Here is a 24,957-nt window from a genome sequence, read left to right as displayed (position 1 = left end):
AGACGTACTCGCTGGCCGCACCTACGAGGACGGCAACCTCGTCATGCTACCGCAGGGAACTCGTCGCGCCGCCTGACACGTTTCCACTCCAATTGACACGACCTCACTTGGGGTCATCGCGGGTGGTTAGCCCTTCGATGTACGACTCTTTCATTCGCAACTCCATGCCGGTTTATCCCGGCGCACTAACCGTCCGGCTAACGATGTGCTGCGGGCCATTGCCGGGGCATCAGGCTGCGGCGGACGCTCCCGGCCATAACGAAGCAGGTGGAGAAGCCGGAGTGGACGCGGATTGCAGGAGCGTTCGAGGCCAGCGGGCAGATGCAGCAGGAGTTCGCGTTGGCGCACGGCGTGCGACTGAGCACGTTGCAGTGGTAGGTGTACGGGCGTCGAAAGAGCGCGCTATCAAAGTCGGAGGCGCTAGGGATTGAATCTCGACCAAAAACAATCCCAAGCGGCAATGCATGCACAACCGAAACACTCGCTTCGTAGCCGTGCTCGTGGCGACACTCGCACTGGTGGGCGCGGGCTGCGGTGGCGGGGCCCATGCCCGTGCGAGCGCCGCCATGCCCAGCGCCACCGCAGTGCACCTGGCCCAGGCGCAATGTGGTCCCCAGGACTCCACCATCAGTTGCTGTGTGAAGACCCACCCGGGCAATCCCACGCGGTGCGGCGCCACGGACCTGGAGGCCGAGGACATCCTCCTCTTCGCCCGGGCTGCAGAGGAGCTCTCCCGCGACCTTCCGGAGTGGAAGCGCGCCTGCCTGGAGACGTACGTGCAATGCCAGGAGGACCACTGGTCGGGCTCCTGCTACGACTGCTTCCGGTACTGCGAGGGGCAGCAGGGCGACTGGCCCCGCGACAAGTGCCGGAAGCGGAAGGGCGGGCGATGAGCATGTCCGAGGACATCGACTGGGACCCCGTGCGGGAGCTGGCCTCGCGTGTGGAGGCGGGCGAAGCGCTGGTGCTGACCCCGCACATGCGCGAGTTCCTCCTGCGCACGGCCCGGCAGGTGGGCATTCTTGAGTCCGACGCGCAGGTCGCCGTCCAGGAAGCGGGCACGGCAACCGCCCTGCTGCGCGAGGCGCACAGGCAGATTCGTGACGGCTCCATCCGCTTGAACATCACGGAGATGAGGGCGCGGGACCTCGTGCGCGCGGGAGACAAGGTTGGAGCACGGAAGCTGCTGGAGGACCTGCTCGCCGTGGAACGGGTGCCGCTCTACCGCGAGCAGGTGGAGCTGTCCCTGGAGGACCTCGACTGACGGGCCCAAAGAAAAAGCCTGGCAACCCGTACTGGATTGCCAGGCTCTTTCACTGTGGAGGCGGAGGGAATCGAACCCTCGTCCGAAAGCCGTCGGCTCTTCGACCCTACGTGCGTAGTCCGCGATTTGCTACGTCACCGGGGCTCCCACGGACGGGATACCCGATGCCGGTCCTGGAAAGATCTCGTCACCTCGGGCCCAGGCACCCTTGGCGACCAGTCCGCATTATGACGGCCCATCCCTACCCCACGGACCGAGAGCAGGGGGACCGCGCACTAGAGACTGCTAGTTAGGCAGCCAGCGCGAGCTCAACGTTGTCGTTGGCTTTTGTGTTGTTGTCGGAAGTTTTACGAGCACCCAACAAGCTCGGCACGCGTCTCGAACGTCATTGCCCCCGTCGAAGCCAGGTCGCCCCCGGTTCGATGTACGTCATGCGGCCCCAACAGCTCCGCACCCGTCCTACATTAACCGCTGAACGCCCTCCGTCAATCCTCCTGAAGCCACGGAGGTCGCTCCTGCAACATCCCCTCCCCTGCCTGCCCTCCAGGCAGCCCCTCCTCCCGGAGTCCCCTGCATGCAGGCGTACGAGCTCCAGCACCCCACCGGCTCCTCCAGTTGGACCCTCGTGGAGACGCCCCAGCCCCAGCCGGGCCCCGGCCAGGCGCTCGTCCGCATCCACGCGGTCTCCCTCAACTACCGCGACCTCATCATCGCCCGCGGCACCTACCCCGGCCTCAAGCTCCCCCTCGTCCCCTGCTCGGACGGCGCCGGCCAGGTCGTCGCCGTGGGCCCCGGCGTCACCCGCGTGAAGCCCGGCGACCGCGTCGCCCCCACCTTCTTCCAGGTCTGGACCGACGGCGAACGCACCCCGGAGAAGGTCGCCCACGCGCTCGGCGGCGGCGTCCCCGGCGTCCTCGCGGAGTACGTCCGCCTGGACGCCGAAGGGCTGGTGCTCCTGCCCGACTGGCTCTCCTACGAGGAGGGCGCCACCCTCCCCTGCGCCGCCGTCACCGCGTGGAACGCGCTCGTGCCCCAGGGCGGACTCAAGCGCGGGCAGTCCGTGCTCGCGCAGGGCACCGGCGGCGTGTCCATCTTCGCCCTCCAGTTCGCCCACCTCCTGGGGGCCCGCGTCCTCATCACCTCCAGCCAGGACGACAAGCTCCAGCGCGCGAAGCAGTTGGGCGCACAGGGGCTCATCAACTACCGCCAGACGCCGGACTGGGAGGAGGCCGTGCTCACCCTCACCGGCAACCAGGGCGTGGACCACGTGCTGGAGGTCGGCGGCGCGGGCACGCTGCCCCGCTCCATCCGCGCCACCCGGGAGGGCGGCCACATCGCGCTCATCGGCCTGCTCACCGGCGCTCCCGGCAAGCCGGACACCACCGCCACCGCCTCCAGGCGCCTGCGCGTCGTCAGCACCTACGTGGGCAGCCGCGAGATGTTCGAGGACATGCTCCAGGCCATGACGCAGGCGAAGCTCCGGCCCGTCATCGACCGCGTCTTCCCCTTCGCCCAGGCTCGCGAGGCGCTCCAGTACATGGAGTCCGGCGGCCACTTCGGGAAGATCGTCATCACCGTGTGAGGCGTGGCTCTGGCGCGCAGGTGACATGCGCCGTCAGAAAGCCGCCCACCCCTGGCCTCCCTCCGGCGTAACGTCCCGCGCTTTCCCAGCACCGAAAGGGTCCGCGCATGCGCCGCCTGTTGCCCCTCCTGCTGCTGCTCCTGATGCCGGCGCTGCCGGCGTCCGCGCAGCAGCCTCCAGACGCCTCCCGCTTCTTCCCCTACACGCTGAACACCACGCGCCTGCCCAACGGGCTCACCGTGGTGCGCGTGCCGTTCAACTCGCCCGGCATCGTCGCGTACGTCACCGCCGTGCGCGTGGGCTCGCGCAACGAGGTGGAGCCCGGCCGCACCGGCTTCGCCCACTTCTTCGAACACATGATGTTCAAGGGGACGAAGGCGAACCCGGAGGGCCAGCGCGAGCGCATCCTCGGCGGCTACGGCTTCGACGACAACGCGTTCACCACCGACGACATCACCGTGTACCAGGTGTACGGCCCCACCGCCGGCCTGGAGAAGCTCATCGCGCTGGAGGCGGACCGCTTCCAGAACCTGGAGTACTCCGAGCCGGCCTTCCAGACGGAGGCGCTCGCCGTGCTGGGCGAGTACCACAAGAACGCCGCGGGCCCCGACCTCAAGCTGGAGGAGGCGCTGGCGAAGACGGCCTTCACCCGCCACACGTACCAGCACACCACGCTGGGCTTCTACGAAGACATCCAGGCCATGCCCCAGGCGTACGCGTACAGCCGCTCGTTCTTCGAGCGCTGGTACACGCCCGCCAACACCACCCTCTTCATCGTCGGTGACTTCAACGACGCGCAGGTCGTCTCCCAGGTGACGAAGGCCTACGGTGGATGGCAGCGCCAGCCCACCAGCGTCACCATCCCCACCGAGCCCGCGCAGACGAAGCCGCGCTCCGTCCACGTGGACTGGCCGCAGCCCACGCAGCCGCGCCACGTGCTCGCGTGGCACACGCCCGCCGCCCGCGCGGACACGCCCGACGCCGCCATCCAGACCCTCCTCGCGGAGTACCTCGTGGGCGACACCAGCCCCGCGTACAAGGAGCTGGTGCTGGAGAAGCAGTACGTGGAGTCGCTGAACGTCTACACCACGCCCCACCGCGACCCGTACCTCTTCCCCATCGACGCCACCCTCCAGGACGAGAAGTACCGCGCCGACGTGGACGCCGTGCTGCGCCGCGAGGTGAAGGCCCTGTCCGGCGGCCCGGTGGACGCCGCGCGCCTGAAGGCCATCCAGGACCACCTGCGCTACGGCCTCCTGATGGACATGGAGACGCCGCGCGACGTGGCCATCGACCTGGCGCTCTACGCGGGCGTGATGGGACGTCCGGACGCGCTCGCCAGCTACCTGAAGCAACTGGGCAGCGTGACGCCCCAGCAGCTCACCCTGTTCGCGAGGAAGTACCTCGAGGACCGCAACCTCACCGTCCTCACCCTCACCCCCAAGACGGCCGCCGCCGGAGGGACGCCGTGATGAAGACCCGCGCTACCGTGTCGCTCGTCCTGGCCGCCGCGCTGTCGCTCGCCGGCTGCACCCACGCCCCCAAGCCCCCGCCGGAGGAGCCGCCCCCGGCCCCGGCCCCCACGCCGCCTCCCGAGCAGGGCTCCGTGCCCGCGGTGCCGCTGAAGCAGCCGCAGCCGATGCAGCTCGTGGTGCAGGCCCGGGCGGACACGCCCATCGTCAGCCTGCGGCTCGTCTTCCACACGGGCTCCATTGACGACCCGAAGGGCAAGGAGGGCCTCACCGCCCTCACCGCGAAGCTGATGGCGGAGGGCGGCACGCGGAAGCTCACCGCCGCGCAGCTCCTGGAAGCGCTCTACCCCATGGCCGCCGAGCTCAAGGTCGTCACCGACAAGGAGATGACCACCCTCTCCGGCCGCGTCCACCAGGACTTCCTGCCGTCGTTCCTGCAGCTCTTCACGGACACGCTGCTGGAGCCGCGCTTCGACCCCGCGGAGTTCGAGCGCCTGCGCGCCAACGCGCTCAATGCCGTGCGCAACGGCCTGCGCAGCGAGGATGACGAGACCCTGGGCAAGGTGGGCCTGGACGCGCTCCTCTACGCGGGCCACCCCTACGCCCACTACACGGGCGGCACCGTGCAGGGGCTCCAGTCCCTCACGCTGGAGGACGTGAAGGCGCACGCGCGCCGCGTCTTCACGCAGGACCGGCTGGTCATCGGGCTCGCGGGCCCGGTGGACGCGAACCTCCAGCAGGCCCTCACCTCGCGCCTGGGCGCGCTGCCCGTCACGGGCGCGCCCCGGGTGGAGCTGCCCACCGTGAAGTCCTCCGCGGGGCGCGCGCTCATCCTCCAGAAGCCCACGCTCTCCACCGCCGTGAGCATGGGCTTCGTCACGCCGATGCGCCGGGGCGACCCGGACTTCTTCCCGGTGTCGTTCGCGCTGTCCAACCTGGGCGAGCACCGCCAGTTCATCGGCGTGCTCTTCAACGAGCTTCGCGAGCAGCGCGGCCTCAACTACGGCGACTACGCCTACGCCGAGCACTTCATCGAGGACCGGGGCAACGGCACCTTCAACCGCACCAACCTGGTGCGCACCCAGCAGGACGTGTCCCTCTGGCTGCGCCCCGTGGTGCCCGCCAACGGCGTGTTCGCCACGCGCGGCGCGGTGTTCTTCCTGGAGCGCATGTCGAAGGAGCCGCTCACCCCGGAGCGCTTCGAGTTGGTGCTCGGCTTCCTCCAGGGCTACACGCGCCTGTGGGAGCAGACCGACCAGCGGCGGCTGGGATATGCCATCGACTCGCTCTACTACGGCACGCCGGACTTCCTGGAGGCCTACCGCGCCGCGCTGGCGACGATGACGCCGGAGTCCGTGCAGGCCGCCGTGCGCCGCCAGCTCTCCCCGGAGAAGCTGGCGTTCGTGTACGTCACGGAGGACGCGCAGGGGCTGGCGCGGCAACTGAAGTCCGGCGCGCCCTCGCCCATCACCTACGCGTCACCCAAGCCGCCGGAGCTGCTCAAGCTGGATGAGCGCATCATCCAGCAGAAGCTGCCGGTGCGCCCGGACGCCATCCAGGTGGTCCCGGCGGCGGAGTTCATGGAGCGCTGACGTCCGCGCCCGCCTCCGGCGCTCAGGGGCTTCGCGGCAACGCCGTCCACACGCCGCGGAAGCGCTTGAGCGCCGGCTCCTTCTGGCGCTTGCACTCCACGCCGTCCACCTGGACGGAGCCGTCGTCGCTGAGCAGCAGGATGTCCTCCGACGTGTCGGGCGTGAAGAACGCCTCCGGGTTCACGCCGGACAGGTCCACGGACGTCACCGGCACCGGTGCGTCGTCGCCGCCCTTCCAGGTGAAGAGGCGCGACTTCGCCTCGGAGCCGGTGGCCCCCGCCATGATGAGGTAGCGCCCCCGCCACGACGACAGCGAGCGGATGCCCAGCCCTCCCAGCGCCAGCAGCCGGGGCTCACCGAAGCGCGCGGTCGCGCCGTCGCGCACCACCGCCTCCGGGTTCAACAGCGGCACCACCAGCGCCTGGCCTTGCGTCAGCGGGCTCCGGAAGCCAATCAGCATCCCGGGCGCGTCCAGCATCGCCGTCATGCCCTCGATGTTGAGCCCTCCCGGCTCCTTGGGCGGCAGCGGCTCCGCCTGCGCGAGCCCGTACGGCGCGAGCCGGGCGTCCGCGAGCAGGTCCTCCAGCAGCCGCGTGTACGGCTGCCCGACGAGTCGCACGTGCTCCGGGTCCTCCACGCCGGTGGCGAAGAAGCGCAGGCGCGCGGGCTGCTTCTTGCCGGCGCTGTTGCGGCCGTGCGACGTGAGCCAGAAGGCCAGGTTGCCCAGCCGCGAGCCCGCTTCGATGTCCGTCTCCGGCGGCTTCTTCTTCACCGGCAACTCGAGCGACGCGGACAGGTCCACCGTGCGCAGCGGGCTGCCTCCCTTGCGCGCATCGTAGACGCGCAGGATGTTGTCCTCGTCGTCCGCCACCACGAACAGGCCGTGGCCCAGCTCCACCGCGCCGGACGCGTCACAACTGCCTTCGAAGATGACCTGGGTCGCGGGCGCGGCGGGCAGCGCGTCGCGCCGCACGTTCGACTCGCGGGCGCCACAGCCCGCCACCAGGACACATCCCCACAAGAGCCACCGTCTCATGGCTCCCTTCTCGCACGCGCCACCCGCACCGGGAACCCGGAGGGCTTGCGCGAAATGTGTCGTAAGCAACAACAGACGCGGCGGCTCCGAAGGGCTCGGGATTTGTAGAAATGGCATGAGGCTGTAGCTCACATTCGGAGGGGTTGGTTTTCTTCCAGGGAGGGGAGGTGGGTGCTAAGAGCCTCAGGATGCAATGCCCCGACTCCGAACCTACGTGGAGCCGGTCCGCGTGCGGCGCGGCCCTGCGACTCGCGGTCCTGGGCCTGCTGCTCACCACGGCAGCGGCCCATGCTCAGCCCGACCCCTTCTCCCGAGGCTTCGACGCCGTCCCGGTGAAGCCCACGGCCGCGCAGTCCAGCGGCATTGGCCTGGAAGGCGCCACGGTGGAGCCGGTGGGCAGCTACCGGGGCGCGCTGCTCCTGGACTTCAACTGGCGCATCCTGGCGCTGAAGCTGGGTAACCAGAAGCTGGGGAACCTGCTGCCGTACCGGCTGGACGCGCACCTGCTGTTCTCCTACCAGTTGCTGGAGCGGTTGGAGCTGGGCGTGGACCTGCCCGTCACCCTGCTGCAGGGCGACAACTTCGCGCTGCTGGGGAACGCGCTGAACGCGCCGGGCTTCCCCGGCGCCGCGGGCGTCAGCAGCACCACGCTGGGGGACATCCGCGTGCTGCCGCGCGTGAGCCTCTTGAATCCGGACCGCTTCCCGCTGGGGCTCGCGCTGGTGGCGGAGGTGCGGCTGCCCACCGGCAGCGCGCAGAGCTTCACGGGTGAGCGCGGCGTGGTGTTCGCCCCGCGCCTGGCCGTGGAGAAGCGGCTGGGGCCCGTGCGCGTGCTGGGCAACGCGGGCGTGCTGGTGCGCCCCGCGGCGCAGTACCTCAACCTGCGCGTGGACGACGAGCTGACGCTGGGCGCGGGCGGCATCGTGGACCTGCCGGACATCCGCCGGCTGCGCGAGGTGAAGGCCACCGCGGAGATGCACCTGCGCACGCCGCTGGCGCGCCCCTTCAACTTCGACCAGGCGGACTCGCTCAAGTCGCCGTGGGAGCTGCTGGTGGGCGCCCGCGCGAAGGTGTGGGGTGACTGGGGCGTGGAGCTGGACGTGGGCCGCGGCCTCAACGTCACCACCGGCTACGGCCGTGAGGCCCTGCGGGTCATGCTGGCCGTGCGCTACGACAAGACCTTCAAGGACGAGGGCCCGGACTCCGACGGCGACGGCGTGCCCGACGTGCGCGACCGCTGCCCCACGCAGCCCGAGGACAAGGACGACTTCGAGGACTTCGACGGCTGCCCGGATCCGGACAACGACGGCGACGGCGTGGCGGACGGCGACGACATGTGCCCCGGCAAGCCCGGCCCGAAGGAGAACAAGGGCTGCCCGGTGGATGAGAAGGACACCGACGGCGACGGCGTCATCGACCCGCTGGACAAGTGCCCCACGGTGCCCGGCCTGAAGGACTTCGACGGCTGCCCGGACACGGACTTCGACGAGATCCCGGACGGCGAGGACGACTGCCCCGACGTGGCCGGCCCGCCGGAGAACAACGGCTGCCCGTACGACGCGCCGCCCTACGTGGTGGTGGAGTCGGACCGCATCCGCATCAAGGGCAACATCCTGTTCGAGACGGGCTCCGCGGTCATCCAGAAGCAGTCGTACCCGCTGCTGGACGAGGTGGCGACGGTGCTCACCAAGAACCCGACGCTGGGCCCCGTGCAGATTGAAGGGCACACGGACAACAAGGGTTCGCGCGCGCTCAACATGGACCTGTCCAACCGGCGCGCGAAGTCGGTGCTCGAGTACCTGACGAAGAAGGGCATCGACCGCAAGCGCCTCACGTCGCAGGGCTTCGGGTTCGACCGGCCCATCGCCACCAACGACACGGCGCTCGGCCGCGCGAAGAACCGGCGCGTGGACTTCAAGCTCGTCAAGTCGGAGATCGAATCCGGCCCGAAGGAGACCCTCGTCCCCCACGGCCAGCCGCCGCCCCCCGGCACCGAGCCGGTGCCCGGACCGGGCGCGCCTCCTGCGCCTGGAACCGGCGCGCCAGCCGGCAAGAAGTAACGCGGTCCACGGGACGGCCCGGCACACGGGCCGTCCCAAATCACTGCGATTGTTCTTTTGCGGGATGACTGGAGGCACGGGGCAAAATGCCCCGCTTCGGGCCTCGTCTTCCCCTCGCGCACGACGCGTCCTGCCGTGCGCGCTGCGTCGAAATCATCGGGAATATCGTCGAGGGTCGCTTTCACCCAGTGCCCTCCTCTGACCGGTTATTCTCGAAACATGAGGACATTTGAAACAGAAGGTAACGGCGCGGGGCTGACGCCGGAGCAGAAGCGCGCGCGGCTGGCGGAGCTGCTGCGCGGCAAGGTCCGCCCCACGCAGGCGCCGGTGTCCTTCAGCCAGGAGCGCATGTGGTTCCAGGACCGGCTGAGCCCGGGCAGCGCCGCCTTCAACATCCCGGTCCGCGTGCGCTTCTCCGGGGTGCTGGACGTGGCCGTGCTGCACGCCAGCCTCCAGGCGCTGGTGCGGCGTCACGCGCCGCTGCGCACCACCTTCGTCGAACAGGACGGCCGGCCGCTGCAACACATCGCGCCCGTGTTGGACCTGGCGCTGCCGCTGGTGGACCTCCAATCGCTGCCCGCGCCGGAGCGTGAGGCGGAGGCCTCGCGGCTGATCACCGACGAGGCGCGCCAGCCGTTCGACCTGGAGAAGGGGCCGCTGCTGCGCACGGTGCTGTACCGGCTGGATGCGCTGGAGCACGTGCTGCTGCTCAAGCTGCACCACATCATCACGGACGGCTGGTCCATGGGGGTGCTGGTGCGCGAGCTGAGCGCGCTGTATCCGGCGCTCGCGGAGGGCAAGCCGTCACCGCTGGCCGCGCTGCCCATGCAGTACGCCGACTACGCGGCCTGGCAACGCGAGTTCCTGAAGGGCGAGGTGCTGGAGTCGCACCTGGGCTTCTGGCGCCAGCGGTTGGATCCGGACGCGGTGCTGGAGCTGCCCACCGACAGGCCCCGCGCCGCGGTCCTCTCCGGACGCGGTGCGCGCATCAACGCGGTGCTGCCTGCGGCGCTCGTGGAGGAGCTGAAGGCGCTCGCGCTCGCGGAGGGCAACACCCTCTTCGGCGTGCTGCTCGCGGGCTTCCAGGTGCTGCTGTCGCGCTACAGCGGCCAGCAGGACGTGGTGGTGGGCACGTCCGTGGCCGGCCGTGGCCGCGCGGAGCTGGAAGGGCTCATCGGCCTGTTCACCAACTACCTGGCCCTGCGCACGGACCTGTCCGGCCAGCCGTCCTTCCGCGAGCTGCTCGGCCGCGTGCGCGAGTCCACGCTGGAGGCCTACGCGCACCAGGACGTGCCCTTCGAGAAGCTGGTGGACGCGCTGAAGCCGGAGCGCCAGTTGAGCGTCAATCCCCTCTTCCAGGTGGCGCTGACGCTGCAGAACGCGCCGCTGCCGCCGCTGCGACTGCCGGGGCTCGTCCTGGACGCGCAGCCGGTGGACAACCGCACCAGCAAGACGGACCTGTCGCTCATCGCCATGGAGGTGCCGCAGGGCATGCGCCTCACGGCGGAGTACAACACGGACCTCTTCGACCCCGGCTCCATCCAGCGGCTGCTCGCGCACCTGCGCACGCTGCTGGAAGGGGCGGTCGCGGACCCGGGCCGGCGCGTCTCCGAGCTGCCCTTGATGGACGCGGCCGAGGCCATGCGGGTCCAGCGCGAGTGGGCTGGCAGCGCCGCGCCCTTCCCGGAGGACTGCTGCCTGCACACGCTCTTCGAAGCGCAGGCGCGGCGGACGCCCGACACCGTGGCCGTGAGGTTCCAGGGACAGACGCTCACGTACGCGCAGTTGGATGCCCGCGCGAACCAGCTCGCGCAGGCGCTGCGCCGCCGGGGCGTGGGGCCGGAGGCCCGGGTGGCCTTGAGCGTGGAGCGCTCGCTGGACGTCGCCGTGGGATTGCTCGGCATCCTCAAGGCGGGCGGTGCGTGGGTGCCGGTGGATCCGCTGCTGCCTCGGGAGCGGCTGGCCTTCATGCTGGAGGACAGCGGCGCCTCCGTGCTGGTGACGCAGGGCCCGCTTCTGGAGCGCTTCCCGGAGGCGCTGCGCTCCCGAGCGCTGTGCCTGGACGTGGAGCGGGATGCGCTCGCGTGGGAGAGCGTGCTGGCTCCGGACTCCGGCGTGGGAGCTCGGAACCTCGCCTACGTGCTCTACACCTCTGGCAGCACGGGCATGCCCAAGGGGACCGCCATCGAGCACCGTGGCGTCTGCAACCTGGTCGCGCATGAGGCCACGGCCTATGGCATCGGGCCGGGCAGCCGCGTCCTCCAGTTCGCCAGCCTCTCGTTCGACCTGTCGGTGGAGGAGATCTTCACCACGCTGTGCAGCGGGGCCACGCTGGTGCTGGCGCCGCTGGAGGACCTGATGCCCGGTGAGCCGCTGCGCAAGCTGCTGCGCGACGAGGCCCTGACGGTCATCAGCCTCACGCCAGCGACGCTCGCGGCCACGGCTCCGGAAGGACTGCCCGCGCTGCGGACCGTCATCTCGGGCGGTGAAGCGCTGCCCCCGGAGGTGGTGGCGCGGTGGGCTCCGGGCCGCGTGTTCCTCAACACCTACGGCCCCACGGAGGCCACCGTCATGGCCACGCTCACCGAGTGCACGGCGGACGGGCGCGTGCCGTCCATTGGCCGGCCGCTGGCCAACGTGCGCGCGTACGTGCTGGATGCGCGGGGCGGGCTCGTGCCCGTGGGCGTGAAGGGCGAGCTGCACCTGGGCGGCGTGGGCGTGGCGCGAGGCTATTCGGGCCGGCCCGCGCTGACGGCCGAGCGCTTCGTGCCGGATGCCTTCTCCGGCGAGGCGGGAGCGCGGCTGTACCGCACGGGCGACGTGGTGCGCTGGCGCGAGGACGGCACGCTGGAGTTCGTGGGCCGGGCGGACGCGCAGGTGAAGGTGCGTGGCTTCCGCATCGAGCTGGGTGAGGTGGAGTCCTCGCTGGCGAAGCTGCCCCCGGTGCGGGACGCGGTGGTGGTGGCGCGCGAGGACGGGCCCGGCGGCAAGCGGCTGGTGGGCTACGTCGTGCTTCGCGACGGCGTTGACGCCAACGGCAGCGGGCTGCGGGCGGCGCTCAAGGACGCGCTGCCTGAGTACATGGTGCCGTCGGCCGTGGTGGTGCTGCCCGCGCTCCCGCTCACGACCAACGGCAAGGTGGACCGCAAGGCGCTGCCGGCTCCGGACCTGGCGGGGAGTGACCCTCGGGAGTACGTCGCGCCTCGCACGCCCACCGAGCAGCGACTGGCGGGCCTGTGGCAGGAGCTGCTCGGCGTGACGCGCGTCGGGGCGAAGGATCACTTCTTCGACCTGGGCGGGCATTCGCTGCTGGCCACGCAGGCGCTCAGCCGGATCCGTCAGGCCTTCTCGGTGGAGCTGCCCCTCCGGCGCTTGTTTGAAACCCCCACGCTGGACGCCGTGGCACGTCTCATCGACGAGGCGCTCGCGGGCAAGGCACAGCCGCTCCCCGCGCCGCGCAAGGCACGGGAAGCCCGTTCGCGGCCCGTGCCCATGGTTCCGCTGGAGGATGTCGCGCGCGAATGGGAGGCCCGCGCCGCCGCGCAGCCACGTGCCACCCTGACGACCGAGCTGCGTCAGCCGGTGGTGGCGGAGTCGAACGCGGCGGAAGCCAAAGACTCGCAGGCCCGCGCCGATGCGCGGCCACGTGCCCCCCTGACGACCGAACTGCGTCAGCCGGTGGTGACGGAGTCGAACGCGGCGGAAGCCGAAGACTCGCAGGCCCGCGCCGATGCGCGGCCACGTGCCCCTCTGACGACCGAGCTGCGCCAGCGGGTGCTGGTGGAGTGGAACGCGACCGCGGTCGAGTACCCGCGCGACTCCACGCTGCCGGAGGTGTTCGAGCAGGTGGTGGCCCGCTTCCCGGAGAAGGTCGCCGTCGAGTTCGGGGACACGCGCCTCACCTACCGGCAGTTGGATGAGCGCGCCAATCGGCTCGCCTGGCACCTGCGCTCGCTGGGCGTGGACACCGACTCGCGCGTGGCCGTGGCCCTGGAGCGCTCGCTGGAGCTCGTCGTCTCGCTCGTCGCCATCCTCAAGGCGGGGGCGGCCTACGTGCCCCTGGACCCGGCCTACCCGCGCGCGCGTCTGGCCGCGATGGTCGAGGACGCACGACCCCATGTCCTCCTCACGTCGCGGGCGTTGCTGCCGAACCTGCCTCATGAGGCCCTGTTGCCCGTGGTGCTAGAGGAGGTGTCCCTCGACTCGCAGCCCTCGCATGCGCTTCCGCGCAGCGCTCTGCCCCAGAGCCTCGCGTACATCGACTTCACCTCCGGCTCCACCGGCAGGCCCAAGGGGGTCGGCACGCCTCACGCCGCCGTGCTCCGCACCCTCTTTGGCGTCGACTACACCCCTCTCGGACCTGACGAGACGCTGCTGATGATGGCGCCCCTCGCCTTCGACGCCTCCACCTTCGAGGTCTGGGGCGCGCTGCTTCATGGCGCGAAGCTGGCCGTCTTCCCCGCCCACCCTCCGACGGATCCGCACGAGTTGGAGCGGGTGCTGGTGCATCACGGCGTGACGACGCTGTGGATAACCATCGGCTTCTTCACCCAGTTGGTGGATTCACACCTGCCCGCGCTGCGTTCCCTGCGCCGGGTGCTCACCGGCGGCGACGTCATCTCCGCATCCCACGTGCGCCGCGTGCTGGAGCAGTTGGGCGTCCCCGTCTCCGCGCTCTATGGCCCCACGGAGACCACGGTCTTCGCCACCAGCCACCGCTTCACGCAGGCCTCCCAGGTCGGCGCCTCCGTCCCGCTGGGCCGCCCGCACAGCAACATGCGGGTGTACGTGCTGGATGCTTCCGGCCAGCCTGTCCCCCCGGGCATCCAGGGCGAGCTGTTCATCGGCGGTGACGGGCTCGCGCGTGGCTACGTGGGCCAGCCCGCGCTCACCGCGGAGCGCTTTCTGCCCGACCCGTTCTCCTCCACTCCCGGCGCACGCCTCTACCGCACCGGCGACCTCGGCCGCTGGCGCGAGGACGGTGTGCTGGAGTTCATGGGCCGCGCGGACTCGCAGGTGAAGGTGCGCGGCTTCCGCATCGAGCTGCCCGAAATCGAAGCCGCCCTGCGCGCCCATCCTGAAGTGCGCGAGGCCGTCGTCATGGCCCGCGAGGACGTGCCCGGCGACAAGCGCCTCGTCGCCTACGTCGTCGCGCCCGAGTCCCTGGACGTGGCCGAGCTGCGCGCGTTCCTCAAGCAGCGGCTGCCGGACTACATGCTGCCCTCCGCCATGGGGCGACTGGACGCCCTGCCTCTCAACTCCAACGGCAAGGTGGACCGCAAGGCCCTCCCCGCGCCCTCCACCTTCCAGACCCGCGCACGGACGCGCCCTCCGCGCACGGACACCGAGCGGCTGCTCGCCACGCTCTGGGAAGAGGTCCTCCAGACGGGCACGGTCGGCGCCGAGGACAACTTCTTCGACCTGGGCGGCAATTCACTCAGCGCCACGCAGATCCTCTCGCGCATCCGCCGTGCCTTCCAGGCGGAGCTGTCCATCGCGAACTTCTTCGCGGCCCCCACCGTGGAAGCCATCGCCCAGCGGCTGGAGTCCCAGGGCCCGGTGCGCCCCGCCCTCGCCGCGCCCGCGCTCAAGCCGGTGCCTCGCGACGGCGGCCTGCCCCTGTCCTTCGCCCAGCAGCGGCTGTGGTTCCTCGCGAAGCTGGAGCCCGACAGCACCGCGTACAACCTCCCCTTCGTCATGCGGCTCGAAGGCCCGCTCGACGTGCCCGCGCTCGCACGGGGCCTGCGCGACCTGTCCCAGCGTCACGAATCCCTGCGCACCACCTTCCGTGAAGAGGCGTCCGGCCCCGTCCAGGTCATCAGCGCGTCCCCCACGCTGCCCGCCGGCTGGATGGACCTGAGCACGCTGCCGGATGCCGAGCACGCGCTCGGCGCCATCCTCGACGACGAGGCACGGCAGGTCTTCGACCTGGAAGCCGGTCCGCTCTGGCGCGTCCTGCTGGTGCGCATGAGCGAGCAGCACCACCTGCTGCTGCTGACCATGCACCACGTCATCTCCGACGCCTGGTCCATGGGCGTGCTCCTCCAGGAGTTGACCACGCTGTACGCCGCCCACGCAGAAGGCCGGGCCCCGAGGCTCAAGCCGCTGCCCGTGCAATACGCGGACTACTCCGTCTGGCAGCGCGGCTGGCTGCGCGACGACGCATTGGAGGCCCAGCTCGGCTGGTGGCGCCAGCAGCTCCACGGCGCACCGAAGGCCCTGGAGCTGCCCACGGATCGGCCTCGGCCCGCGGCCCAGACCTTCCGTGGCGCGGTGGTGCCCTTCCAGTTCCCTCGCGAGCTGTCGGACGCGATGCAGGCGCTCTGCCGCGGCGAGGGCGTCACGCCCTCCATGGTGGTGCTGGCCGCGTTCCAGGTGCTGCTCTCGCGCTACAGCGGCCAGGAGGACATCTCCGTGGGCTCGCCCATCGCGGGCCGTCACCACGCGGAGCTGGAGGGGCTCATCGGCTTCTTCGTCAACACGCTGGTGCTGCGCACGAAGCTGGACGGGGACCCGAGCTTCCGTGAGCTGCTCGCCCGCGTGCGCGACGTGGCCCTGGGGGCGTACGCGCATCAGGACGTGCCCTTCGAGAAGCTGGTGGAGGCGCTCCGGCCGGAGCGGGACCCGCGCCGCACGCCGCTCTTCCAGGTGATGCTCGCGTACCAGAACGCGCCCATGCCGGAGACGCTGGGCACGGGCCTCAAGCTCCAGCCGCTGGAGCCCCGGGGCGGCACGGCGAAGTTCGACCTCACCCTGGCGCTGAACGACACCGCCGACGGGCTGAAGGGCCTGCTCGAATACAACACCGACCTCTTCGACGCCTCGACCGCCAGCCGCATGGTGGGCCACCTGCGCGCGCTGCTGGCCGGGGCGCTGAACGCACCGGAGCGCCGCCTCTCCGCGCTGCCCATGCTCACGCTCGAGGAGCGCGGGCTGCTGCTCCACTCCTGGAGCGAGCCCGGCGCGGCCACGGCGGAGGACGCGTCCCTGCACGGACTGCTGGAGGCACAGGCCCGGCGCAACCCCGGCACCGCCGCCTTCGAGCACGAGGGCCACACGCTGAGCTGGGCGGAAGCGCACCGCCGGGCGCGGGAAGTCCTGCGAGCACTGCGCGGACGCGGCGTGGTGGCGCTGCCGCCTCCGCCCCCCCTCGTCCCGGTCTCCCGCACGGGCCCGCTGCCCCTGTCCTTCGCGCAGCAGCGGCTGTGGCTCGTGGATCAGCTCGAGCCGGGCAGCGCCACCTACAACCTCTTCCTGGCCCTGCGCGTGGAAGGCGCGCTAGACGTGCCCGCGCTGGAGAAGGCCTTCGCCTCGCTCATCGCCCGCCACGAGGCCCTGCGCACCGTCTTCGTCTCGCAGGAGGGGCAGCCCGTCCAGGTCATCCTTCCCACGGTGCCCTTCGCGCTGGAGACGGTGGAACTGGGCGCGGTCCCGGAGGAGGCCGTCGCCCGGCGGTTGCGGGAAGAGGCCCTTCGCCCGTTCGACCTGGAGCGCGGGCCCCTCTTGCGCACGGCGCTGCTGCGCCTGGACGCCACCACGCACGTGCTGTGGCTGAACATGCACCACATCGTCTCCGACGGGTGGTCCATGGGCGTGCTCGTGCGGGAGCTGACCGCGCTCTACGGTGCCCACGTCGCGGGGCAGCCCGTCCCGCTGCCTCCGCTGCCCGTGCAATACGCCGACTTCGCGACGTGGCAGCGCGAGTGGCTGAAGGACGAGGTGCTGGAACACCACCTGGCCTACTGGCGCCGGCAGCTCGCTGGCGTGCCGCCGCTCCTGGAGCTGCCCACGGACCGGCCGCGTCCCCGCATCCTGTCCCCGGTGGGCGCCCAGGTGCCCGTGCAGTTGCCGGAGGCGCTGTCGCAGGCGCTCCAGGCGCTGTGCCAGCGCGAGGGCGCCACGCTCTTCATGGGCCTGATGGCGGCCTGGCAGGCGCTGCTCTCGCGCTACGCGGGCCAGGAGGACATCCCCGTCGGCTCGCCCATCGCCGGGCGCACGCGCGAGGAGACAGAAGGGCTCATCGGCTTCTTCGTGAACACGCTGGTGCTGCGCGCGCGCGTGGACCCGAAGGCCTCCTTCCGCGAGCTGCTGGGCCAGGTGCGCGCCACCACCCTCGCGGCCTATGAGCACCAGGACGCGCCCTTCGAGAAGCTGGTGGAGGAGCTGCATCCCCAGCGCAGCCTGAGCCACTCGCCCCTCTTCCAGGCCGTGCTCGCGCTGCGGGACGCGCCGCCGCAGCCCCAGTCGCTGCCGGCGGGCCGCGACGGCTCCACGCTCCGGCTTCTGCCGATGGAGCAGTCGGAGCAGACGACCCCGTTCGACCTCACGCTCTCGCTGGTGCGGACGCCGCAGGGGCTGCGGGGCGCGCTGAGCTACCGCGCGGACCTGTTCAACCCCTCGACCGCGCTCCGGATGATGGACCACCTGCGCACGCTGCTGGAGGCCGCGGTCGCGAACCCCGGCCAGTCCGTGGCCCGGCTGCCGCTGCTCTCCCGCGACGAACGCCAGCGGCTCCTCGTGGACTGGAACGACACCGCCGTCGCCAGCCCGACGGACGTCCCCGTCCACGTCCACTTCACCGAGCAGGCCCGGCGCACGCCGGACGCCGTGGCCCTGGTGCAGGGGGAGGACTCGCTGACGTATGCGCGGCTGGAGTCCCGCGCGAACCAACTGGCCCATCACCTGCGCGCGCTGGGCGTCGTCCCGGGCGCGCGCGTCGGGCTCGCCCTCGACCGGTCCTTCGAGCTGGTGACGGCGCTGCTCGCCATCCTCAAGCTGGGCGCCGCCTACGTCCCCGTGGACCGCAACGCTCCGGTGGAGCGCACCGCCGCGCTGCTCGCCGATGCCGAGGTCAGCGTGACGCTGACGCATCAGGCCTTCGCGCCGCTGCTGCCCGCCTCCGGCGCCCGCGTCTGGCTGGATGCCGGGTGGGACGCCATCGCGACCAGGCCCACGCACGCGCCGGAGGTCCGCGTGGACGGCGAAGCCCTGGCCTACATCATGTTCACCTCCGGCAGCACCGGCCGTCCCAAGGGCGTCTGCGTGCCCCACCGGGGCATCACGCGCCTGGTGCTGGGCAGCACCTTCATGCGCTTCGGACCGGAGCAGGTCTGGCTGCAGTTCGCCCCCATCGCCTTCGACGCGTCGACGCTCGAAATCTGGGGGGCGCTGCTGCACGGCGCGAAGGTCGTCCTCACGCCGCCGCAGGCCCTGTCGCTGGAGGAGCTGGCCGCACAACTGGTGCGCCACCGCGTGACGGCGCTGTTCATGACGACCGCGCTCTTCGAGCAGATGGTCCTGCACCAGGGCGAGGCGCTCGCGGGCGTGAGCCAGGTCCTGGCGGGCGGTGAGGTGATGCCCTGGCCACGCATGCGCGACCACCTCGCCCGCCTCCCCGAAGGCGCGACGGTCATCCACGCCTACGGCCCCACGGAGAACACGACCTTCTCCACCACACTGCCGCTGGAGCGGAACTCTCGCGTGGAGGGCCCGGTGTCCATTGGCCGGCCCATCCCGAACGCCACCACCTACGTCCTCGACGCGCACCTGCAACCGGTGCCGGTGGGCGTCGCGGGCGAGGTGTTCGTCGGCGGCAAGGGCCTGGCCTGGGGCTACCTGAACCGCCCCGAGCTGACCGCGGAGCGCTTCGTCCCGCATCCCTTCGCCTCCACGCCGGGCGAGCGCCTCTACCGCACGGGCGACAAGGCCCGCTGGTTGGAGGACGGCACGCTCGACTTCCTGGGCCGCTTCGACTTCCAGGTGAAGGTGCGCGGCTTCCGCATCGAGCTGGGTGAAGTCGAGGCCGCGCTGCGCCAGGTGGAGACGGTGAAGGAAGCCGTCGTCGTGGCGAAGGGAGAGGGCACGGAGAAGCGGCTGGTCGCGTACGTGGCGCCGAAGGCCGGCGCGACGCTGGAGCCGGACGCGTTGAAGGCCCACCTGCGCCAGCGGTTGACGGAGGCCATGGTGCCCACCGTGTGGGTGGTGCTGGAGGCGCTGCCGCTCAACGTCAATGGGAAGGTCGACCGCAAGGCGTTGCCGGAGCCGGAGGCGCGGACCTCCAGCGCCGCGTACGAAGCGCCGCGAACGGAGCTGGAGGCGAAGCTGGCGGCCATCTGGGCCCAGGTGCTGCGCCTGCCGCGCGTGGGCGTGAAGGACGACTTCTTCGCGTTGGGCGGCCACTCGTTGCTCGCGACGCAGGTGGTGTCGAGGGTGCGCGCGGAGACGGGCGCGGAGCTGCCGCTGCGCGCGCTGTTCGAAGCCTCCACCGTGGAGGCGCTGGCCTCGCGCATCGAGGCCGGCTCGCGGGGTCCGGGGGGCGCCGGGCGTCCTCCGCTGGTGCCCGTGCCGCGCGGCGGGCCGCTGCCGCTGTCGTTCGCGCAGCAGCGGCTGTGGTTCCTCGACCGGCTGGAACCGGGGAGCGTCCACTACAACGTCCCCGCGGCCTTGCGGCTCGACGGTCCGCTGGACGCCGGGGCGCTGGCGCGAGGTCTTCAGGAGCTCGTCCACCGCCATGAGGCCCTGCGCACCACGTTCCACGCCCGCGAGGACGGCGAGCCCTTCCAGCAGCCGCACCCGCACGCCGAGCTGCCCCTGGCCCAGGTGGACCTGAGCCACCTGCCGGAGGCGGAGCAGGAGGAGGAGGCGCGGCGGCGGGCCCTGGAGGAAGCGCGCATCCCGTTCGACCTGACCCGCGCGCCGTTGATGCGCGCCACCCTGCTGCGCCTGTCCGCGCGGCGGCACGTGCTGCTCGTCACGCTGCACCACATCGTCTCGGATGGCTGGTCCAACCGCGTCCTCGTCGCGGAGTTGACCGCGCTCCACGCGGCGTTCTCGAACGGCCAGCCTTCGCCCCTGCCGCCGCTGACGCTCCAGTACGCGGACTACGCGACGTGGCAGCGGCGCTGGCTCCAGGGCGAGGTGCTGGAGCAGCAACTGGGGTGGTGGAAGCAGCAGCTCGACGGCGTGCCCCACGCGCTGGAGCTGCCCACGGACAAGCCGCGTCCGGCCGTGCAGACCTACCGTGGCGCGCAGGTCCCCGTGAGCCTGTCGCGGACGAGCGCGCGGGGCCTCAAGGCGCTCTGCCAGCAGGAGGTCGTCACGCCGTTCATGGCCCTGCTCGCGCTCTGGCAGGTCCTGCTGGCCGTCTATTCGGGTCAGGAGGACTTCGTCGTCGGCTCGCCCATCGCGGGCCGCGGGCCGGAAGAGCTGGAGGGGCTCATCGGCTTCTTCGTCAACACGCTGGCGCTGCGGGCCCGGGTGGACCGCCGGGGCTCGTTCCGCCAGTTGCTGCGCCGGGTGAAGGAGGGCGCGCTGGGGGCCTATGCCCACCAGGATCTGCCCTTCGAACGTCTGGTGGAGGCGTTGAGGCCCGCGCGGGATCCGAGCCGCGCGCCGCTGTTCCAGGTGCTCTTCAGCACGCGAGAGGGGGCCCCGCCCGCGCCGGAGGGTGAGGCGCTGACGCCGCGCCCGCTGGGCGTGGAGGAGACCGCGGCCAAGGTCGACCTGGAGCTGAGCCTGGTGGAGTCACCCGAGGGCATCTCGGGAGGGCTGCTCTACAACACCGCCCTGTTCGAGCCGCGCACGGCCGCGCGCATGGCGGAGCACTTCCGCACGTTGGCGGAGGCCCTCGTGGCCCGGCCCGAGGCACTGCTCGACTCCGTGTCGCTGCTGACGGACGCGGAGCGCCAGCGGGTGTTGGTGGAGTGGAACGCGACGGCCGCTGAGTACCCGCGCGACTCCACCCTGCCGGAGGTGTTCGAGCAGGTGGTGGCCCGCTTCCCGGAGAAGGTCGCCGTCGAGTTCGGGGATACGCGCCTCACCTACCGGCAGTTGGATGAGCGCGCCAACCGGCTCGCCTGGCACCTGCGCTCGCTGGGCGTGGACACCGACTCGCGCGTGGCCGTGGCCCTGGAGCGCTCGCTGGAGCTCGTCGTCTCGCTCGTCGCCATCCTCAAGGCGGGGGCGGCCTACGTGCCGCTGGACCCGGCCTATCCGCGCGCGCGTCTGGCCGCGATGGTCGAGGACGCACGGCCCCATGTCCTCCTCACGTCGCGGGCGTTGCTGCCGAACCTGCCTCATGAGGCCCTGTTGCCCGTGGTGCTGGAGGAGGTGTCCCTCGACGCGCTGCCCTCGCATGCACTTCCGCGCAGCGCTCTGCCCCAGAGCCTCGCGTACATCGACTTCACCTCCGGCTCCACCGGCAGGCCCAAGGGGGTCGGCACGCCTCACGCCGCCGTGCTCCGCACCCTCTTTGGCGTCGACTACACCCCTCTCGGACCTGACGAGACGCTGCTGATGATGGCGCCCCTCGCCTTCGACGCCTCCACCTTCGAGGTCTGGGGCGCGCTGCTTCATGGCGCGAAGCTGGCCGTCTTCCCCGCCCACCCTCCGACGGATCCGCACGAGCTGGAGCGGGTGCTGGTGCACCACGGCGTGACGACGCTGTGGATAACCATTGGCTTCTTCACCCAGTTGGTGGACACGCACCTGCCCGCGATGCGCTCCGTGCGCCGGGTGCTCACCGGCGGCGACGTCATCTCCGCGTCCCATGTGCGCCGCGTGCTGGAGCAGTTGGGCGTCCCCGTCTCCGCGTTCTATGGCCCCACGGAGACCACGGTCTTCGCCACCAGTCACCGCTTCACGCACGCCTCCCAGGTGGGCGCCTCCGTCCCGCTGGGCCGCCCGCACAGCAACATGCGGGTCTACGTGCTGGATGCCTCTGGCCAGCCTGTCCCCCCGGGCATCCAGGGCGAGCTGTTCATCGGCGGTGACGGGCTCGCGCGCGGCTACGTGGGCCAGCCCGCGCTCACCGCCGAGCGCTTCCGCCCCGACCCGTTCTCCTCCACGCCCGGCGCACGCCTCTACCGCACCGGCGACCTCGGCCGCTGGCGCGAGGACGGCGTGCTGGAGTTCCTGGGCCGCGCGGACTCGCAGGTGAAGGTGCGCGGCTTCCGCATCGAGCTGCCTGAAATCGAAGCCGCCCTGCGCGCCCATCCCTCGGTACGGAGCGCGGTCGTCGTGGTCCGCGAGGACGTGCCCGGCGACAAGCGCCTCGTCGCCTACGTCGCGTCCGAAGCCGTGGACGTGGCCGAGCTGCGCGCGTTCCTCAAGCAGCGGCTGCCGGACTACATGCTGCCCTCCGCCATGGGGCGACTGGACGCCCTGCCCCTCAACTCCAACGGCAAGGTGGACCGCAAGGCCCTCCCCGTCCCTGACGCCGCGGGCTCCTCCGCGTCCGGAAGCCACGTCGCGCCCCGCACGCCGCTGGAAGAACAGCTCGCCGGGTGCTTCGCGGAGGTGCTGCGCGTGCCTCGCGTCAGCATCACCGACAACTTCTTCGAGCTGGGCGGCCACTCGCTGCTGGCCCTGAAGTTGATCGCCTCCATCCGGGTGCACACCGGGCACGCGCTCCCCATGGCGGCCCTCTTCCAGCACGGCACCGTCGAGGCGCTGGCGCGGCGGCTCCAGGAGGAAGCCCCTCCGCGTCCCACCAACCTGGTGCGGCTGGAAGCCGGCGCCGAGGGGAAGCGTCCCCTCTTCCTCATCCACGGCGGCGGTGGCGGCGTGCTGGGCTATGCCGAACTCGTGCGCCAGTTGGGCCACGACCGGCCGGTCTACGGGGTGGCCGCGTCAGGCCTGGAGGGCGGCGCGCTTCCTCCGGCATCCATCGAAGCGCTGGCGCGCGACTACCTCGCCCAGGTCCGCGCCGTGCAGCCGCGGGGACCGTACCTGCTGGGGGGGTGGTCCTTCGGCGGGCTCGTCGCGCTGGAGATGGCGCGTCAGCTCCAGGCCGTGGGTGAAGCGGTGGAGCTGCTGACGCTCATCGACTCCGCCGTGCCCACGCCCCAGCCGCGTCCAGAAGCCGATCCGCTCGGGCTGCTCGCGCTCTTCGGACGGACGCTCGGCCTGCGTTGGCAGGACCTGGCCCTGGACCTGGAACGCCTGCGGCGCATGGAGGCACGCGAGAGGCTCGCGTACGTCCTGGAGCAGGTCCGCGCCTCGCCCGCGAACAACCTGGGCCTGGACCTGGAAGGCGCTGAGCGCCTCTTCGCCCTGCACGCGCGGTTCTACGAGGCCCTGCGCACCTACGTGCCCGTGGGCGGCTACCCGGGGCCCACGGTCCTCTTCCGGGCCACCGTGGGACCGCCGGCTTCCGAGGAGACGGACTGGAGCGCCTGGCTCACGGGGCCCGTCACGTCGTACGACGTGCAGGCAGAGCACTACTCGATGCTGAGCGCGCCCCACGCCACCACCGTGGCGGAGCCGCTGCTCCAGCACCTCCGGACGCTGCCGTAGCGGAAAGGGGCGCGGGCCCGGACGCGCGGGCCCGCCGCCTCACGCGTCCGAGCCGGGCTCCAGCCCCAGCGCTTCGCTCGCGAAGCGCGCCATGCGCTCCACCAGCCGCGCCTTGTCGTCCAGGTCGCTGCGGCCGGTCCGGTCCGACATGGCCTCCAGCCGCTCACCGCAGCGCAGGTCCAGGCAGACGTTCACACCCACCCGGCGCTTCGAATCCACATCCGTGGTGAGCAGGCCGATCTCCGCATCGGTGGCCGTCCGGCACCACTCACACATCTTGGGCGACAGGGTCGGGTCCCCCTGTTGATCCCTGCGGAAGGCGATGCCCGTGGGCCGATTGCCCCCGGGGGCGACGAACACCAGGAAGACGCGCACCCCGTACGGATCCACCCACGAGAGGTAGTCCCGGACGAAGAGCGGGAGCTGGGTGCCCTTGGGCAGTTCAACGTGCTTGCGATCCCTGGAGCGGAACGCGCGCAGCAACTCTTTCTCTGACTCGATTCGGAACATGGCGTGCTCTGACCGGACTGCCTTCAAGAACATCCTGAACGTGCTTCAGCCTGATTTTGTCCAACCCTCGCGGACACTGGGTTGAAATCACCACCGCGTACCAGCTTGCCGGGCACTCGCGTTCCGAGGACCCCCATGCACCTTTCCCTACGGCTCCTGTTGCCCCTGCTGGTCATCGGGTCGGGAGGAATCTCCTGCGGTGATGATGCCTCCCCCGCGCCCAACACGCCGCCCACCCTCACCGGCCCCACCGTGCAGGCCGCGAGCGTGACGTCTGGCACGCCGGTCGAGACGACGTTGGAGGCGTCGGATGCTGACGGAGATTCGCTCACCTACTCCTGGACGCAGGAGCCTGCCTCCCCAGCGGGCACCTTCGACAACCCCTCCGCGCCCCAGCCCTCCTGGACCGCGCCCGACGTGGACAGCGCCCGGAGCTTCCGGCTGAAGGTCACCGTGAGCGACGGCAAGGGTGGCACCACCGAGGGCTCCATCGAGGTCTCCGTGCGCAAGAGCAACCAGGCGCCCACCGTGAGCGACACCCTGGCGCCCACGTCGCTGGTGGCCGGAGCGACCGGCACCCTCTCCGTCACCGCGAGCGACCCGGACGGCGACCCGCTGACCTACACGTGGGCGCAGGTCGCCCCCAGCACCCCTGGCACCTGGGTGGGCGGCACCCAGGGCCCGAGCGCGCAGTGGTATTCGCCCGTCGTGGCCACGCAGACCGCGTTCACCTTCTCCGTGAGCGTCTCGGATGGCGTGAGCCCGCCCGTGGTGCGGACCGTCACCCTGCCCGTGTCGGTGCCCCGCTACGGCGCGGACGTCCAGGCGCTGTGGAGCACCGGGGAGTGCACGACCTGCCACGGCAAGGCCGGAAACCTGAGCCTCGCGGCGGCCAGCAGCCACGCGAACCTGGTCAACGTCACCGCCAGGGCCTGCGGCAACCTCCGGCGCGTCACGCCCGGCGACCCGGACAACTCGGCGCTCATCCGGAAGATGGAGGGCACGGAGTGCGGAGACCGCATGCCCACGGGCAAGCCCGAGTACTTCGACCAGCACCCCGGCCTCAACGTCCTGGTCCGCTCGTGGATCCTCGCGGGCGCGGCCAACGACTGACGCACGGCGGGCTCGCGCCGGTTCCACCCGGGA

General features: G+C 71.3%; 10 protein-coding genes and 1 other RNA gene. 8 read left to right on the top strand and 3 right to left on the bottom strand.

All coding sequences use genetic code 11. The features are described from left to right. The first annotated feature begins 500 nt into the window (after positions 1-500). Positions 501-893, top strand: a complete 393-nt coding sequence (locus K8612_RS02860; protein ID WP_223761161.1) for a hypothetical protein — start codon at positions 501-503, stop codon at positions 891-893. Further along, positions 890-1,264: a DUSAM domain-containing protein gene (locus K8612_RS02855; RefSeq protein WP_223761160.1), complete on the top strand. Its 375-nt coding sequence runs from the start codon at positions 890-892 to the stop codon at positions 1,262-1,264. The genes K8612_RS02860 and K8612_RS02855 overlap by 4 nt, the downstream gene beginning before the upstream one ends. A gap of 52 nt (positions 1,265-1,316) precedes the next feature. Here K8612_RS02855 and ssrA read toward each other — a convergent pair. Continuing rightward, positions 1,317-1,680: a transfer-messenger RNA gene (gene ssrA, locus K8612_RS02850) on the bottom strand. A 158-nt stretch (positions 1,681-1,838) separates the two neighbouring features. Here ssrA and K8612_RS02845 point away from each other — a divergent pair. The 3 genes from K8612_RS02845 (at position 1,839) to K8612_RS02835 (ending at position 5,910) form a co-directional block, all read left to right on the top strand. After that, positions 1,839-2,846: an NAD(P)-dependent alcohol dehydrogenase gene (locus K8612_RS02845; protein ID WP_223761159.1), complete on the top strand. Its 1,008-nt coding sequence runs from the start codon at positions 1,839-1,841 to the stop codon at positions 2,844-2,846. Between the two features lie 107 nt (positions 2,847-2,953). Beyond that, positions 2,954-4,318, top strand: coding sequence for a pitrilysin family protein (locus K8612_RS02840; protein ID WP_223761158.1), 1,365 nt, complete (start codon positions 2,954-2,956; stop codon positions 4,316-4,318). Beyond that, positions 4,318-5,910, top strand: coding sequence for a pitrilysin family protein (locus K8612_RS02835; protein WP_223761157.1), 1,593 nt, complete (start codon positions 4,318-4,320; stop codon positions 5,908-5,910). Before K8612_RS02840 ends, K8612_RS02835 begins: the two co-directional genes overlap by 1 nt. A 22-nt stretch (positions 5,911-5,932) precedes the next feature. On the opposite strand, the gene K8612_RS02830 is transcribed toward K8612_RS02835, so the two are convergent. Continuing rightward, positions 5,933-6,946: a DUF3616 domain-containing protein gene (locus K8612_RS02830; RefSeq protein WP_223761156.1), complete on the bottom strand. Its 1,014-nt coding sequence runs from the start codon at positions 6,944-6,946 to the stop codon at positions 5,933-5,935. A gap of 188 nt (positions 6,947-7,134) precedes the next feature. On the opposite strand from K8612_RS02830, the gene K8612_RS02825 reads away from it, so the two are divergent. Next, entirely contained in the window at positions 7,135-9,006 is a 1,872-nt protein-coding gene (locus tag K8612_RS02825; RefSeq protein WP_223761155.1) for an OmpA family protein, read from the top strand. A 219-nt stretch (positions 9,007-9,225) separates the two neighbouring features. Next, on the top strand, positions 9,226-23,301 hold the full coding sequence (locus K8612_RS02820) for an amino acid adenylation domain-containing protein (RefSeq protein WP_223761154.1): 14,076 nt from the start codon (positions 9,226-9,228) through the stop codon (positions 23,299-23,301). 39 nt (positions 23,302-23,340) lie between these two features. Here the strand turns inward: K8612_RS02820 and K8612_RS02815 are convergent, their stop codons facing one another. After that, the gene (locus K8612_RS02815; RefSeq protein ID WP_223761153.1) at positions 23,341-23,811 is read right to left on the bottom strand and encodes an FBP domain-containing protein; all 471 of its coding nucleotides are present in this window, start codon (positions 23,809-23,811) and stop codon (positions 23,341-23,343) included. Positions 23,812-23,946: 135 nt separating this feature from the next. Between K8612_RS02815 and K8612_RS02810 the strand changes: the two genes are divergently transcribed. Then, positions 23,947-24,924, top strand: a complete 978-nt coding sequence (locus tag K8612_RS02810; protein WP_223761152.1) for an Ig-like domain-containing protein — start codon at positions 23,947-23,949, stop codon at positions 24,922-24,924. Positions 24,925-24,957 lie beyond the last annotated feature (33 nt).

The sequence above is a fragment of the Corallococcus sp. AS-1-6 genome, assembly GCF_020037015.1.
GTDB lineage: Bacteria > Myxococcota > Myxococcia > Myxococcales > Myxococcaceae > Corallococcus.
This window is presented reverse-complemented; position numbering and strand designations above follow the sequence as displayed.